This is a genomic window from Rhizobacter sp., assembly GCF_032229685.1.
GTDB lineage: Bacteria > Pseudomonadota > Gammaproteobacteria > Burkholderiales > Burkholderiaceae_C > LMDS01.
Genome location: NZ_JAVTWP010000030.1, coordinates 159,797 through 174,892, shown reverse-complemented (window position 1 = coordinate 174,892; position 15,096 = coordinate 159,797). Strand labels below are relative to the sequence as shown.

The following is a 15,096-nucleotide window of genomic DNA, read 5'->3' as shown; positions in this document are numbered from 1 at the left end:
GCGAATCCGTTTGCCAATAACAAATCTTGGCGCGGGCGCATCTGCGTTCGGCGCCCACCCGGAGACCGCATGAACAGCCCCAAGAAATTCGCTTCGCAGGCCGACCTCGAGGTCAAGAAGGTCACGTTCACCAAACTCTCGGAGCACGCGTATGCGTACACCGCCGAGGGCGACCCGAACACCGGCATCATCATCGGCGACGACTGTGTGCTCGTGGCCGACACGCAGGCCACGCCAGCCATGGCGCAAGACGTGATCCGGCGCATCCGCGAGGTCACCGACAAGCCCATCAGGTACGTCGTGCTCACGCACTACCACGCGGTGCGTGTGCTCGGTGCCAGCGCGTACCACGCCGATCACGTCATCGCCAGCCAGGACACGCGCGACCTGATCGTCGAGCGGGGCGAGCAAGACAAGGCGAGCGAGATCGGGCGCTTTCCGCGCCTGTTCAACAACGTCGAGACCGTGCCGCCCGGCATGACCTGGCCCACGCTCACCTTCACCGGCAAGATGACGCTGTGGCTCGGCCAGCTCGAAGTGCAACTGCTGCAACTCGGCCGCGGCCACACCAAGGGTGACACCGTCGTCTGGCTGCCGCAAGACAAGGTGCTGCTCAGCGGCGACCTGGTCGAGTTCGACGCCACGCCGTACGCCGGCGACGCCTACTTCAACGACTGGCCGAAGACGCTGGAGCGTGTGGCCGCGTTGGGTGCCACGGCGCTCGTCCCCGGCCGTGGTCCCGCATTGATCGGTGCCGAGCGTGTGAAGCAGGGGCTGGACAGCACCGCCGGTTTCATCGCCGACGTGCGCGCCAGCGTGCAGGCCGGCGTGGCGGCGGGCAAGAACCTCAACGCGGTCTACAAGGACACCTTCGCGGCATTGAAGCCGAAGTACGGCCACTGGGTCATCTTCGATCACTGCATGCCCTTCGACGTGACACGTTGCTTCGACGAAGTGACGCAGTACGCCGACCCGCGCATCTGGACCGCCGAGCGCGACCGCGAAATGTGGGAGACGCTGGAAAGTTGAGATGCACGCGCAGTCTGCGAGCGTCGACTACCAGAAGCTGGTTTTCGACTACACCCGCCACGCCGACCAGGATGCCGCCTCACCGGCGCGCCACCCGGTCGTGGTGGTCGGTGCCGGCCCGGTCGGTCTGAGCCTGGCCATCGACCTGGCGCAGCAAGGTGTGCCCGTCGTGCTGCTCGACAACGACAACACGTTGTCGACCGGCTCGCGCGCGATCTGCTTCGCCAAGCGCACCCTCGAGATATTCGACCGGCTCGGCTGCGGCGAGCGCATGGTGGCCAAGGGCGTGTCGTGGAAACTCGGCAAGGTGTTCTTCAAGAGCGCGCAGATCTACAGCTTCGACCTGCAGCCCGACACCGGCCACGAGCGGCCGGCCTTCATCAACCTGCAGCAGTACTACGTCGAAGGGTATCTGGCCGACCGCGCTGCCGAGCTGCCGTTGATCGACCTGCGCTGGAAGAACAAGGTCGTCGGTGTCGAGCAACATGCCGACCACGCGGCGCTGACGATCGACACGCCCGATGGCAACTACGAACTGCGCGCCGACCATGTGGTGGCCTGCGACGGCTCGCGCTCGTCGGTACGCCAGTTGATCGGGCAGGAAAGCAAGGGGCGCGTGTTCCGCGACCGCTTTCTGATCGCCGACGTGAAGATGAAGATCGACCAGCCGGCCGAGCGCTGGTTCTGGTTCGACCCACCGTTCCACCCGAACCAGAGCGTGCTGCTGCACATGCAGCCCGACGGCGTGTGGCGCATCGACTTCCAGCTCGGCTGGGACGCGAACCCCGACGAAGAGAAGAAGCCAGAGAACATCATTCCGCGCGTGAAGGCGCTGCTCGCGAACTCGGCGCTGAAAGACGCGCAGTTCGAGCTCGAGTGGGCAAGCGTCTACACCTTCGCCTGCCAGCGCATGGAGCGCTTTCGCCACGGTCGTGTGCTGTTCGCCGGCGACTCGGCGCACGGCGTCTCGCCGTTCGGCGCGCGCGGCGCCAACTCGGGCGTGCAGGATGCCGACAACCTGGCGTGGAAACTCGCCGCCGTGCTGCGCGGGCAGGGCGGTGACGCGTTGCTCGAGAGTTATGCCGACGAGCGCGAATACGCGGCCGACGAGAACATCCTCAATTCCACCCGCGCCACCGACTTCATCACGCCGAAGAGCGACATCAGCCGGGTGTTCCGCGATGCGGTGCTGGCGTTGGCGAAAGAGCATTCGTTTGCGCGCACGCTCGTCAACAGCGGGCGCCTGTCGGTGCCGGCGACGCTGCACGCGTCGGTGCTTAACACGCCCGACCAAGAAAGCTTCGAAGGCCGCATGCTGCCGGGCGCTGCCGCGGCCGATGCGCCCGTCACCCGGGCCGACGGCCGTGCCGGCTGGTTGCTGCGCGAGTTGAGCGACGGCTTCACGGCGCTGGTGGCCGGCTGCGCCGGCTTCGATGCGGTGGTCGCCGAACTGCGTGCCGGCGCCGAAGGTGTCGTGCCCTTGCGCATCCTCCGCGTTTCGGCCGAAACGACGGCATCGACCGTGGCGACGCTGGTCGACCACGACGGTCTGGTTGCACGACGCTACGACCTGCAGCCCGGCACGGTCTACCTGCTGCGGCCCGATCAACACGTGTGCGCACGCTGGCGGCAAGCGGCTGCACCATCGCTGCGGGCGGCGCTGCGGCGCGCGCTCGCGCTGCCCTGAGACGAATACCGGGAATGCACGACATGGACCTCATCACCACCCCGCACCTCAGCGCACCCGACGACTTCTACGAAGCGCTGATCGACACTCACCGCGACCTGTCCAACGAACAGAGCCAGGCCCTCAACGCACGCCTGGTGCTGCTGCTGGCCAACCACATCGGCGACTTCGGGGTGTTGAAGCAGGCCCTGCTCGCAGCCCGTTGCGCCTGACATAAAGGCGGATCGAATGAACAAGGAATTGATCTACCAGAGCGGCTTCGGCAACGAGTTCGCGACCGAAGCGCTGAAGGGCGCGCTGCCCGTGGGCCGCAACTCCCCGCAGCGATGCCCTTATGGCCTGTACGCCGAACAACTCAGCGGCAGCGCCTTCACCGCGCCGCGCGCCGACAACCGGCGCTCGTGGCTGTACCGCATCCGCCCCTCGGCCATGCACCTGCCGTTCGAGCGCATCGATGCCGGCCGCATCGTCAGCGACTTCACGGCCTTGCCGACCACACCGAACCAGCTGCGCTGGAACCCGCTGCCGATGCCGAGCGAGCCGACCGATTTCATTCAGGGCCTGGTCACGATGGCCGGCAACGGCGACCCGCACGCGCAGAGTGGCGCGGCGGCGCACATCTATGCCGCGAACCGATCGATGGGCACGCGCGCCTTCTACAACGCCGACGGCGAAATGCTGATCGTGCCGCAGCACGGCCGCCAGCGTTTCGTGACCGAACTCGGCGTGATCGACGCCGAGCCGCAAGAGATCGTGGTGATCCCGCGCGGTGTGCGTTTCCGCGTCGAGTTGCTCGATGCCGAAGCTCGCGGCTACGTCTGCGAAAACCACGGCGCCCCGTTCCGCCTGCCCGACCTCGGCCCGATCGGCTCCAACGGCCTGGCGAACCCGCGCGACTTCATGACGCCGGTGGCGGCCTACGAAGACATCGACGGCCCGCACGAACTGGTGGCCAAGTTCGGCGGCTACCTGTGGTCGGCGCAGATGAACCACTCGCCGTTCGACGTGGTGGCCTGGCACGGCACGCACGCGCCGTACAAGTACGACCTGCGGCGCTTCAACGCCATCGGCTCGATCAGCCACGACCACCCCGACCCGTCGATCTTTCTGGTGCTGCACAGCGCTTCCGACTCACCCGGCGTGAGCAACATCGACTTCGTGATCTTCCCGCCGCGCATCCTCGCGATGCAGGACACCTTCCGCCCGCCCTGGTTCCACCGCAACATCGCCAGCGAGTTCATGGGTCTCGTTCACGGCGCCTACGACGCCAAGGCCGAAGGTTTCACGCCGGGTGGCGCGAGCCTGCACAACAGCATGAGCGGCCACGGGCCCGACGCCGAAACCTTCGAGAAGGCGAGCCACGCCGATCTGTCGAAACCCGATGTCATCAGGGACACGATGGCCTTCATGTTCGAGACACGCCACGTGCTGCGGCCCACGCCGCAGGCGATGGCCTCGGCGCAACTGCAGGGCGAGTACTACCGCTGCTGGCAGGGCCTGAAAAAGCACTTCGACCCGGCGCGACCCTGAGCGCCCGAAAAAAAACTTCTGAGGTGCCGTCAGAAAATCTGGCGCTGCGCTGACCAAGGCAGGTGCAAGGGATTCGAACCCACGCGCCAAGCTGCCCTGCAACGTGTGCGGGGTGTCCTCAAGTCAGCCATTCAGGAGTTCCACATGTTCACAGCTTCCAAGGGTTTCCAGCTCGCATCCGCCGCCGCCGCTCTGGCGTTCTCGGCCGTCGCCATGGCCGCCGACGCCCCGGCCGGCAGCTCGGGCAAGGCTGTCGCCGCTGGCGACAAGGTCCACTGTTACGGTGTCAACAGCTGCAAGGGCCAGGCCGATTGCAAGACCGCCAACCACGCCTGCAAGGGCCAGGGTTCGTGCAAGGGCCAGGGCTTCAAGGGCATCGCCGCAGCGCAGTGCCTGAAAGACGGCGGCACCATCGGCGACCTGTGATCGGCTGACCGGCCGATTCGCATCTCGTGAAACAAGGCTCACGGGCCATGAGTGCAACGCAACCCTCGCCCGGCTTCGGGCTGGGGTTGCGCACGCAGCACTACGCCGACTTCATCGACGCGCCACAACGCGTCGACTGGCTCGAGCTGCTCTCCGACAACTACATGGTGCCGGGTGGCAAGCCGCTCGTGATGCTCGATCGCATCCGCGCCAACTACCCGGTCGTGATGCACGGCGTGGCCTTGTCGATCGGCTCGGCCGACGGCGTCGACGAAACCTATCTCGACGCGCTCGTGCAACTCGCCGACCGCGTGCAGCCGCTGTGGATCTCTGACCATCTCTGCTGGACCGGCGTGCACGGCCGCGTGTTGCACGATCTTTACCCTCTGCCCTATTCCGAAGACGCGCTCGATGTCGTGGTGCGCAACGTGCACCGGGTGCAAGACCGCCTGAAACGTTCGCTCGTGCTCGAGAACGTGTCGAGCTACGTGAGCTTCGGCGCGTCGTCGATGACCGAGTGGGAATTCATCAGCGCCGTCTGCGCCCGCACCGGCTGCCGCCTGCTGCTCGACGTGAACAACATCCACGTGAGCAGCGTGAACCACGGCTTCGATGCCCACGCCTTTCTGCGCGGCATCCCGGCCGACCGGGTGCAGCAGATCCATCTGGCCGGCCACACCGACCACGGTGACCACATCATCGACACGCACGACCACCCTGTCGCCGACAGCGTGTGGGCGCTCTACACCGAGGCGCTGACGCTCTGCGGCCCGGTGGCCACGATGATCGAGCGTGACGACCACATCCCGCCGCTGGCCGAACTGGTGGCCGAGCTCGATCACGCGCGTGCACTGGCCGCCGCTGTCTTCGAGCCGGCGCAGGCGGTGGCATGAACACTTCGCTGCTGGCGCTGCAGGCCAGTTTTCAGCAGCACATGCTGGGGGCGTCCGATGCCACGCCGCAGCTCGCCGGCCGTGCCGACCGGCGTGCGCTCGGCCTGGCCATCTACGCCCATGCGTACCGCCGCCGTCTGGTCGACGTGCTGGTCGATGCCTTTGCCAAGACCCAGGCTTTGCTCGGCGACGAAGCCTTCGACGCGGCGGCCATGCACTACGTGAACGAACATCCGCCCGAAACACGCAACCTGCGCTGGTATGGCCACGAATTCGCCACGCATCTGCGGCGCGTGTTCCCGGCACAGGCGGCGGTGGCCGAACTCGCGCAGCTCGACTGGGCCTTGCGCCAGGCCTTCGACGGGCCCGATTCGCCGGTGCTCGCGGCCGCCGATCTGGCCGGCGTGGCCGCCGAAGCCTGGGCCAGCCTGCGGCTCGTGCCGGTGCCTACCGCCAACCTGCTGCGCTTCGAGCACAACACCGTGGCCGTGTGGCAGGCCATCGATGACGAGGCCGACACGCCGGCCATCGTGCACGGTGAGGCGCCCGTCGACTGGCTGGTGTGGCGCAAGGAACTGCAACCGCACTTTCGGTCACTGCACCCGATCGAGGCGTCGCTGCTGCGCGCCATGCTGGCCGGCGCGAGCTTCGCGCAGGCGTGCGAAGAAGCGCAGGCGCAGACCGACGAAGACTGCACCAATCACATCGGTGCCGGGTTGCGCCAGTGGCTGGAAGACGGCGTTCTCGGCGCGCTCGTGGTTCCCGCCTGACCAGCCCCACCGCCGAGCGCTACGACAGGATCGCGCGCCGCACCGCCGCGAGCGGCGCGCTGTCGTCGAGCGTGCTGCCCACCACGCCGAGATCGCGCCACAGCGCGTCGAGCTCTGCCGGAGCGGGTGAATCCTTCATGCGCTGGTAAAGCGCGGTCAAGGTGTTCTGGCCCACGGCGGCATCGGCCGTGGCGAGGATGCGATCGACCGACCAGGCCACGCCGTAGCTGCCGCCGGCCGCGAGCACACCCTGCAGCGCCTGCTGCAGGCCGGCGCTGCGTTCGCTGCGCGAGAGCATCTGCACGTCGGCGAGCAGGCAGAACATCGCGCCGCCCCAATACGTGCGGCCCCAGGTCGGGGTGTGGTCGAGACCGGTGTCGCCGGCCTGTGGCTGGCCTTGCGGCATGGCCTTCGCCCAATCGCGCCACACGGTCGCTGCAGACACCAGGCCGGCGCGGCCGCGCGCCACGCTTTCCACGTAGGTCGCCAGCCCTTCCTGAAGCCAGTTCTGCGCGCGCGGCACGCGCGGCACGGCGAGGTGGATCATCTCGTGCACCATGATCCAGTCGTCGAGGAACTGCGCTTTCGTGGTCTCGCGGCCCACGCGCACGCGCACCAGCAGCGAAGGCTCGCCGTAGGTCACGCCACCGCGCACGCCGGAGCCTTCGGTCGGCACCACCAGCAGCACCGCCTTGTCCACCGGGAAGCGGCCGAAATAGCCGACCACCGCGTTGGACGAACGTTGTATCCACGCGCCGGCTTCGGCGCGCAGGCGGGCGTCGAACCCGGGCGCGAATTGCAGTTCGAGGCGGGCGTTGCCCACGCGCAAGTTCTCGATCAGCGGTTGGGCGTCGGCCGCCTGCGCGAGAAGCCGCGTCGGGCTGGCCGACATGGCGGTGCCGGCCAGCAGGGCCAGGAGCCCCCGGCGCTCGGGGCTGGCCCCAAGGAAAGTCTTCTGACGTGACATGCGATCTTTCGAGAGCTGCGAACTTGGTCGCGTGCGTGTCGGGCAACTTACCGCGTTTCCGGGCGAGCGGGCGGCTTCCGAGAAAGCGCCCGACAGAAGGCATCAGATTTGTCCTACGGACAGCGCGGCGGGCTTCTGGCGAAATGACCGATACGAGAACAACGCTTCGTCAGCTGGAAGGAGAGAAGTGAACAGCCCCATCAAAGACCCAGGAGTCGTCATCGCCGCGCTGAAAGCCGCCGCGCCCACCGAAGAAGGCGACGCCATCGTGTTGCAGGCCAAAGCGCTTGTGGCCGGCGAGCTCAAACACCTCGACATCGCGATCCAGACCGACCTGGCGCCGGCCGTGGCGATCGCCCTGCTGAACTCGACCGCCAGTGCGCGCTCGCGCCAGCAGCCGCTCGATCCGGCCTTGCTGTGCATCGCCGCGGGCGTGGCACCCGCCAGCACGCCTGACAGCGTGCGCATCCAGTTGCTCTTCGAAGGCGGCGCTGTGCTGCCGGTCGAGCTGCCCCGCCACGGCGCGCCTGCCTTGCTGCGGGCGCTGCAGGACGAGATCTCGCGAGAGTCTGCGAACGCAGGCTGAGTGATTCCACGGCCTCATCCACCACCGTCTGGATCCCGGGCCCACGACACATGACCGACATCTCGCAACCGCGGGCACAAAGCCCGCCCGATGTGCGAGATCCGCGCTGGGCCTTGCTGCTCGCAGCACTGCTTGCGCTGGCGGTGTTCATCATCGGTGAATCGTCGTATCGAAACACCCGCTCGATGATCGAAGGGCTGAACGCTCAGGCCACGGCGCGCAGCAACATCCAGCTGTTGTGGCGCGGCCTGACCGACGCCGAAGCCGGCCAACGCGGTTACCTGCTCACCGAACGCAAGGAATACCTTCAACCCTACCTCGACGCGCAGCAAGGTGTGCAGTCTTCGCTGCGCTGGCTCAACCGCTACTACGGCGCCGACCAGGCCCTGCGGGCCCCGATGCGCCAGCTCGAAGCCGCGGCACAGCAAAAACTCACCGAGATGGCCGACACCCTGCGCTTCCACGATGAAGGTGAAGACGAGCGCTGGCGTGCCGTCGTGCTCAGCGACCGCGGCCTGCAGCAGATGGAAGCCGTTCGTGCGCTGAGCCAGCAGCTGCTGGCCGACGAGTCGATCCGGGTGGCCACGGCACGCGGCGCGGTCAATGGCAGCCTCACGCTCACCCGTGCCACGCTGGCGGCCATGGCCTGCCTGAGCCTGCTGCTGATGCTGATGTACCTGCGGCAAACCGCCGCGCTCGACAAACGCCGGGCCGAGCAGGTGCTCGCGACCCAGCGCGAGTGCGAGGAACTGGAACGCCAGGTCATGGAGCGCACCTCTCAGCTCACCGAACTGGCCCGACACCTCCAGACCGCGCGCGAAGACGAGCGCAGCCGGCTCGCGCGCCACCTGCACGACGAACTCGGCGCGGTGCTCACGGCGGCCAAGCTCGACGTGGCGCGGCTCAAGTCTCGCCTGCCCGCGCCGGCGCCCGAACTGCTCGAGCGCGTGGCCCACCTGAGCGAGACGCTCAACAACGGCATCTCGCTGAAACGCCGCATCATCGAAGACCTGCGCCCGTCGACGCTCAGCAACCTCGGCCTCGTCACCGCGCTCGAGGTGCTGACGCGCGAGTGGGGCGATCACAACGAGCTGGATGTGAAGACGCACCTGGAGAAGGTCCACCTGAAGGCGTCTGCCGAGCTGACGGTGTACCGGCTCGTGCAGGAAGCCTTGACCAACGTCAGCAAGTACGCCGGGGCGAGCCAGGTCAGCGTCTCGCTCGAATCGGCCGAAGGCCAGGTGGTCGTGTCGGTGCGCGACGATGGTGCGGGGTTCGACACCTCGGTGCCGCGACGCGACGGGCACGGCTTGCTCGGCATGGTGTATCGGCTCGAAGCCGAAGGTGGCAAGCTGGCGATCGTCTCCGCACCTGGCGCGGGCACGCTCGTGGAAGCGACCCTGCCGGAGTCGGAATGACCCGGAAGGCCGCGGCTGCGGCCACCGACGGCCTCGCTCGCTACCGGGCCAAGCGCAACTTCGCGCACACACCCGAGCCCGCCGAAGGTGGCGTGAGCGACGCCGGTGGCTTGTCGTTCGTGGTCCAGAAGCACTGGGCGAGCAGCCTGCACTACGACTTTCGCCTGGAGCTCGGCGGCAGCTTGAAGAGCTGGGCGGTGCCGAAAGGCCCGAGCTTCGACCCGGGCCAGAAGCGCATGGCGATGCACGTCGAAGACCACCCGCTGTCGTACGCGTCCTTCGAAGGCAGCATTCCGCCCGGGCAATACGGCGCCGGCAAAGTGATCGTGTGGGACAAGGGCCATTGGATGCCTGTCGGCGACCCGCAGCAGGGCTACCGCGATGGCAACCTCAAGTTCGAGCTGCGGGGTCACAAGCTGCAGGGCCGGTGGGTGCTGGTGCGCATGAAGGCCCGCGGTGCAAGGCAGGAGCCCTGGCTGCTGATCAAGGAAAAAGACGCCTTCGCGCGCGCGGCCGGCGAGTTCAGCGTGGTCGACGAAAAGCCCGACAGCGTGGGCGCGCAGCCGCTCGCACCGGCAACGGTGGAGCGCGCGCCGACCCTGCCCGAAGACGCGCCGAAGGCCGCCTTGCCGGCTCGCCTGGCGCCGCAACTCGCCACGCTGGTCACCACGCCGCCCGGCGCGGGTGACGAGTGGCTGTACGAGATCAAGTTCGACGGTTACCGCATGCTTGCGCGCATCGAGGGCCGCAGCTTGCAGCTCTTCACGCGCAATGGTCACGACTGGACCGCCAAACTCGCCCCGCTGCGCAAGGCACTGCTGAAGATGAAGCTGCCGAACGGCTGGTACGACGGAGAAGTCGTGGTGATGAACAGCGCCGGCGTGCCCGACTTCGGTGCCCTGCAACAAGCCTTCGACGCGTCGAAGCCGGCGAACGTCGTGTATTACCTCTTCGACTTGCCCTACTGCGACGGGCGCGACCTTCGGCGCTGGCCGCTCGAAGCGCGGCGCGAGGTCTTGCGCCGCCTGCTGGAGCCTGCGGGCGGCGACACCGTGCGCTTCAGCGAGGTTTTCGATGCGCCAGCCGCCAGCGTGCTCGCATCAGCCTGCCGGCTCGGCCTGGAAGGCGTGATCGCGAAGCGCCGCGACTCGGTCTATGCCTCGCGCCGGTCGGCCGACTGGGTCAAGCTCAAGTGCGTGCAGCGCCAGGAGTTCGTGGTCGGCGGGTTCACCGATCCGCAGGGCGCACGCACCGGCATCGGGGCGCTGCTGCTCGGCGTGCACGACGAACACGGCGTGTTGCAGTACGCCGGGCGTGTGGGCACCGGGTTCGACGAGAAGACACTCTCGAACCTGACGAAAGAGCTCGACAAGCTGCGCAGCAAGAAGCGGCCATTCGATACCACCAACACCATCGAAGGCCGACCGCATTGGGTCGAGCCGCGGCTGGTGGCCGAAGTGTCGTTCGGCGAGTGGACGCGCGGGCAGCACATCCGCCACGCCGTGTTCCGCGGCCTGCGTGAAGACAAGAAGCCCGCAGCGGTCGTGCGCGAGAGGCCGGCGCCGGCGATCAGCGGGCCCGGCAAGGGCGCGGCGGCAGGCGGTGCACGTTCGGCCCTGGCGGGTGTGCGAGTGACGCACCCGGAGCGGGTGATCGACGCGGAAAGCGGTGCCACCAAGATCGAATTGCTGCGCTACTACCAACTCGTCGGTGCCTTGATGATGGTGCACCTGAAGGGCAGGCCGGTGTCTCTGGTGCGTGCGCCCGAAGGTGTCGGCGGCCCGCTGTTCTTTCAGAAGCACGCCGAAGCGCAGGCCATGCCCGGCATCCGCCAGCTCGACCCGGCGCTCTACATCAGCCACCCGCCGATGCTCGAGGTCGCCAATGCGCGCGGGCTTCTGTCGGCCGCGCAGTGGAACGTGATCGAGTTCCACACGTTGAACACCGGCACACGTTCTTTCGAACACCCCGACCGCATGGTGTTCGACCTCGACCCGGGTGAAGGTGTGGCCTGGGCGCAGGTCAAAGAAGCGGCTGAACTGGTGCGCGCCTTTCTCGAGCAGCTCGGGCTCACGTCGTTCCTGAAGACCAGCGGCGGCAAGGGCCTGCACGTGGTGGTGCCCTTGCGCAGGGTGCACGACTGGGACACGGTCAAGGGCTTTTCGCAGGGCGTGGTCGCGCACATGGCGCAAACGCTGCCGAAACGCTTCGTCGCGAAGAGCGGGCCGCGCAACCGCGTCGGCAGGATCTTCATCGACTACCTGCGCAACGGCCTGGGTGCGTCGACCGTGTGCGCCTGGTCGGCGCGCGCACGGCCGGGGCTCGGTGTGTCGGTGCCGCTGGGCTGGAACGAGCTGGCCTCGCTGCGCAGCGCGAGCCAATGGCACATCGGCAACATCCACGAGCGGCTGGATGTCGGCAACGCGCCCTGGAGCGCCTACGCCAAGTCGGCCAAGGCGCTGAATGCCGCGATGAAGCTCTTGGGCTGGCGACCTGCCACGGGCTGAGGCGGCGGGGTCAAGCGCGTTTGCGTGCCGGCCGCTTGGCGACGGGCTTCTTAGCCGGCGCCTCGGCCTTGCCCGAAGGCCCTGGCTTGCGTTTGGCCAGGCTGCGTGCGAGCAGCTCGGTCAGGTCGACCACGTTCGAGCTGCCGGCGTCCGGCGCGGCGTCTTGGAGCGCCGTGACCTTCTCAGTCTCGCCGGCTTCGAGCTTCTGGTTGACGAGTGCGTGCACGGCCGCGCTGAAGGTGTCGGCATGGTCTTCCGGCTTCCAGGGCGCCGTCATGTCGCCGATGAGCTGCGTGGCCATCTTCAGCTCGCCGGCATTCAGCTTCGCGGCGCTCTTGCCCGCGGGCGGCAGCTTCAGCTCGTCGGGCGAGCGCATCTCGCTCGCCCAGCGGATCGTGTTCAGCATCAGCGCCGGGCCCGAAGCGATCAGCGCGGCCAGGTGTTCCTTGGTGTGCATCACGACCCGCGCGATGCCGATCACACCGGCTTCCAGCATCGCCTCGCGAAGCAGGGCGTAGACCTTCTCGCCCTTGCCGGTGGGCTCCAGAAAGTACGGCCGGTCGAGCAGCACGAAGGCGATCTCGCCGGCTTTCACGAACGATTCGATCTCGATGGTCTGTGTGGCCTTCGGGTAGGCGGTCTTGATCTGCTCGTCGGTCAGCACGACGTAGTCGCCGTCGTCCTGCTTCACGCCCTTGACGATGTGCTCGCGTGCAATCTCCTTGCCGGTGCGCTTGTTGACGCGCTTGTAGCCCACCGGGTCCATCGAGCGTCCGTCGAGCCAGTCGAAGTCGACGCCGGCTTCCTGCGACGCCGGGTACAGCGCGACAGGCACGTGCACCAGGCCGAAGCTGATCGCTCCTTTCCAGATCGCGCGTTGCATGAAAGCTCCTCGGGTTGTTGTGGCTGCTGATTGTTCCGGCTGCCGTGCACGGCGACCGTAGGAACGCGGCGAAGTCGCTGTAGGAGAGGGCCACGCGTTGCGGGGCGCGTTCCCGAGGCGACACCGCTGTAGGCCGCATCCGACAACAAGACCTGCCTTGCGACGATGGTCTTGCGGGCGGCAGCTGCCTAGCATGCAGCGCATGAAAGCATCTGCCCGATTTCTCGTGTTGCTCGGCGGCTCGCCGCGCGCGCTGCTGCTCGATGCCGACCAGCGCCTGCTCGGCGAAGTCATCGAAGACGACGGCTTCATCGTCGACAGCTTGTTGCGCACCGCCAAGGCGTGCGCCTTGCCCTTGCTTCCTTTGCTGCTCGCCAGCATGTTGCCGCCGCTGGCCGGGCAGGCGGCGCGCTGCTTCGAACTCTGCTGAGTTCGGCGATGAGCGCTGTTGCACCGGCCGAAGACGCTGTGGCCACGCCGCGTGGCCTGGTCTACGTCAACGATCAGGGGCCGGGCATCTGCCGCATGCGGCGTGGCAAGGGTTTCAGCTATCGCGGGGCAGACGGGCGCCGGCTCACCGATGCCGCGCAGCTCGCACGCATCCGCAGCCTGGCGATCCCGCCAGCCTACACCAAGGTGTGGATCTGCCCCGTGCCCGAAGGTCATCTGCAGGCGACGGGGCGCGATGCGCGCGGGCGCAAGCAGTTCCGCTACCACGCCGACTGGCGCCGCGCGCGCGACGAGACCAAGTTCGACCGCATGAGCGCGTTCGGCGCGGCGCTGCCGCGCATCCGGGCGTGCGTGGCGCGTGACCTGGGCTGGCCTGTGGGCCAGCAGGTGCGGCGCGAGACCGTGCTCGCGACGCTCGTGCGCCTGCTCGACACCACGCTCGTGCGCGTCGGCAACGACGAGTACGCGCGCAGCAACGGCTCGTTCGGGCTGACCACCTTGCGCAACGGCCACGCCGTCGTGAAGGGCGGCGCTCTGAGGCTGCGCTTTCGTGGCAAGAGCGGCGTCGTGCACGAGGTGTCCGTGAACGACCGGCGTGTCGCGCGCGTCGTCGCGCGTTGCCAGGCGCTCGCGGGGCAGCAGCTGTTCGAGTATCTCGACGAAACCGGGGCCGTGCGTTGCATCGGCTCGGCCGACGTGAACGACTACCTGCGCGCGGCCAGCGGCGGCGACTTCACGGCCAAGGACTTTCGCACCTGGCACGGCAGCGTGATCGCCCTGGGCCTGGCGATCGCGGACCGTGAGGGCGCGGACTGCGCCGGGCCGCCGAGCGCCGCGCACGTCAAGCGCCTGCTTTCGCAGGTGGCGGCGCGCCTGGGCAACACCGTGGCCGTGTGCCGCAAGGCGTATGTGCACCCGCGCGTGCTGGCCTTGCTGTCGGGCGAAGCGCCGCCGCCCAACCCGCGCGGCCAAGCACCGCGTTCGCGCGCCCGTGGTCTGACCGTGGGCGAACGCGCGCTGCTCGAATTCCTGCGCGAATGAGCTCGAGGCTAGACTCGAGGCCACAGGAGAAAACAATGGCTTCAGTCGAAATCGAGATCGGCGCGCGTCTGTCCATGATGCAGGGCGTGCTGGAGCACATGCTCGCCGGCAGCCTGGCGTCCGACCCCGAAGGTGCGCGCAACCTGCAGTACCTGAAAGACAGCGTGAAGAGCGCGATCATCGACCACGCCCAGCTCAGCCGGACCGTGAGCGAAGCCGAGAAGGCCCAGTACTTCGACGAAGTGGGCAAGGTGACCGAACGCTTCTTCGCACGCACCGAGACCATGCGGGCGCGCCTGGTCGACGCGAAGCAGGCCGGCTGAGAGCCGCCTGCTCGCCGGCATCCGGTAGAGTGACGCCATGTTTGCGCGTTTCAGGGTCTTGATCGTCTGGCTGCTCGCGTTGGCGCTTCCGGTGCAGGTGCTGGCGAGCGCCACGATGCTGCACTGCGGCCCGAGCCACCAGCGCATGCACGCCGTGCAGCTCGGCACGGCGCCGGCGGCATCGGCCCACCACGATCACGCACAGCACCAGGCGATGGCTGCGGCCCAGCCCGCAGGGAAACAGGGCGCGCCATTGGCCGACCTGGGCAAGTACAAGTGCAGCGCCTGCGCCGCCTGCGGCTCGGCGTGTGGCTTGCCGAGCAGCATGCCCGCGGTGGCCGTGCCGCAGTTCGGCACCACGGTGTTCGTGGCCCTGGTGCCTGCCGTCGAGGCTTTCGCCGTCGACGGCCCCGACCGACCGCCTCGAAACCTTCTCGTGTAGCGGCGGCGCGTGCTTTTGCACGCGCATGCGCCGTTCGGTGGCTCCCCGTGCCGCGCTGCCGGCACGGGCCCGTTCTGCCTTCGACACGAGGACACGATGGTTCATTCCCACTTGTGCCGGCGCACGCCGGCAGAGGCCGTGTGC

At 67.9% G+C, this 15,096-nt stretch carries 16 protein-coding genes; 14 read left to right on the top strand and 2 right to left on the bottom strand.

Annotated elements, in window-relative coordinates:
* The first annotated feature begins 69 nt into the window (after positions 1-69).
* The 7 genes from AC30PD_RS11620 to AC30PD_RS11590 all read left to right on the top strand — a co-directional run bounded on the left by AC30PD_RS11620 (position 70) and on the right by AC30PD_RS11590 (position 6,335).
* Positions 70-1,029 carry an MBL fold metallo-hydrolase gene (locus tag AC30PD_RS11620; RefSeq protein WP_489535810.1) on the top strand — a complete coding sequence of 320 codons (960 nt, stop codon included), beginning with the start codon at positions 70-72 and terminating at the stop codon, positions 1,027-1,029.
* A gap of 1 nt (position 1,030) precedes the next feature.
* Positions 1,031-2,716, top strand: coding sequence for an FAD-dependent oxidoreductase (locus tag AC30PD_RS11615; protein WP_489535809.1), 1,686 nt, complete (start codon positions 1,031-1,033; stop codon positions 2,714-2,716).
* 23 nt (positions 2,717-2,739) lie between these two features.
* A complete protein-coding gene (locus AC30PD_RS11610) occupies positions 2,740-2,928 on the top strand; it encodes a DUF2783 domain-containing protein (RefSeq protein ID WP_489535808.1) in 189 nt (62 codons plus the stop codon).
* A gap of 16 nt (positions 2,929-2,944) precedes the next feature.
* Complete coding sequence (gene hmgA, locus AC30PD_RS11605) at positions 2,945-4,246, top strand: homogentisate 1,2-dioxygenase (RefSeq protein ID WP_489535807.1); 1,302 nt, start codon at positions 2,945-2,947, stop codon at positions 4,244-4,246.
* Between the two features lie 144 nt (positions 4,247-4,390).
* Positions 4,391-4,672, top strand: a complete 282-nt coding sequence (gene bufA2 / locus AC30PD_RS11600; protein ID WP_489535806.1) for a BufA2 family periplasmic bufferin-type metallophore — start codon at positions 4,391-4,393, stop codon at positions 4,670-4,672.
* 47 nt (positions 4,673-4,719) lie between these two features.
* Complete coding sequence (bufB, locus tag AC30PD_RS11595; RefSeq protein WP_489535805.1) at positions 4,720-5,565, top strand: MNIO family bufferin maturase; 846 nt, start codon at positions 4,720-4,722, stop codon at positions 5,563-5,565.
* The gene (locus tag AC30PD_RS11590; protein ID WP_489535804.1) at positions 5,562-6,335 is read left to right on the top strand and encodes an HvfC/BufC family peptide modification chaperone; all 774 of its coding nucleotides are present in this window, start codon (positions 5,562-5,564) and stop codon (positions 6,333-6,335) included. Before bufB ends, AC30PD_RS11590 begins: the two co-directional genes overlap by 4 nt.
* 19 nt (positions 6,336-6,354) lie before the next feature.
* On the opposite strand, the gene AC30PD_RS11585 is transcribed toward AC30PD_RS11590, so the two are convergent.
* The gene (locus tag AC30PD_RS11585) at positions 6,355-7,302 is read right to left on the bottom strand and encodes a hypothetical protein (protein WP_489535803.1); all 948 of its coding nucleotides are present in this window, start codon (positions 7,300-7,302) and stop codon (positions 6,355-6,357) included.
* Between the two features lie 187 nt (positions 7,303-7,489).
* Here AC30PD_RS11585 and AC30PD_RS11580 point away from each other — a divergent pair, with 187 nt between their 5' ends.
* Genes AC30PD_RS11580 through ligD form a run of 3 tightly spaced genes read left to right on the top strand, consistent with a single transcriptional unit; the run spans position 7,490 to position 11,813 of the window.
* Complete coding sequence (locus AC30PD_RS11580; RefSeq protein ID WP_489535802.1) at positions 7,490-7,888, top strand: hypothetical protein; 399 nt, start codon at positions 7,490-7,492, stop codon at positions 7,886-7,888.
* Positions 7,889-7,938: 50 nt separating this feature from the next.
* Positions 7,939-9,306 (top strand): CHASE3 domain-containing protein, encoded by a 1,368-nt coding sequence (locus AC30PD_RS11575; RefSeq protein ID WP_489535801.1) that lies wholly within the window; start codon positions 7,939-7,941, stop codon positions 9,304-9,306.
* Positions 9,303-11,813: a DNA ligase D gene (gene ligD / locus AC30PD_RS11570; protein WP_489535800.1), complete on the top strand. Its 2,511-nt coding sequence runs from the start codon at positions 9,303-9,305 to the stop codon at positions 11,811-11,813. The genes AC30PD_RS11575 and ligD overlap by 4 nt, the downstream gene beginning before the upstream one ends.
* A gap of 10 nt (positions 11,814-11,823) precedes the next feature.
* Here ligD and ku read toward each other — a convergent pair whose 3' ends face one another.
* Positions 11,824-12,696 carry a non-homologous end joining protein Ku gene (gene ku / locus AC30PD_RS11565; protein WP_489535799.1) on the bottom strand — a complete coding sequence of 291 codons (873 nt, stop codon included), beginning with the start codon at positions 12,694-12,696 and terminating at the stop codon, positions 11,824-11,826.
* Between the two features lie 202 nt (positions 12,697-12,898).
* Between ku and AC30PD_RS11560 the strand changes: the two genes are divergently transcribed.
* Genes AC30PD_RS11560 through AC30PD_RS11545 form a run of 4 tightly spaced genes read left to right on the top strand, consistent with a single transcriptional unit; the run spans position 12,899 to position 14,952 of the window.
* Positions 12,899-13,126: a hypothetical protein gene (locus tag AC30PD_RS11560; protein ID WP_489535798.1), complete on the top strand. Its 228-nt coding sequence runs from the start codon at positions 12,899-12,901 to the stop codon at positions 13,124-13,126.
* 8 nt (positions 13,127-13,134) lie between these two features.
* Positions 13,135-14,187 (top strand): DNA topoisomerase IB, encoded by a 1,053-nt coding sequence (locus AC30PD_RS11555; protein ID WP_489535797.1) that lies wholly within the window; start codon positions 13,135-13,137, stop codon positions 14,185-14,187.
* 35 nt (positions 14,188-14,222) lie between these two features.
* Complete coding sequence (locus AC30PD_RS11550) at positions 14,223-14,510, top strand: hypothetical protein (RefSeq protein ID WP_489535796.1); 288 nt, start codon at positions 14,223-14,225, stop codon at positions 14,508-14,510.
* Between the two features lie 37 nt (positions 14,511-14,547).
* Positions 14,548-14,952 (top strand): hypothetical protein, encoded by a 405-nt coding sequence (locus AC30PD_RS11545; RefSeq protein WP_489535795.1) that lies wholly within the window; start codon positions 14,548-14,550, stop codon positions 14,950-14,952.
* The last annotated feature ends 144 nt before the right edge of the window (positions 14,953-15,096 follow it).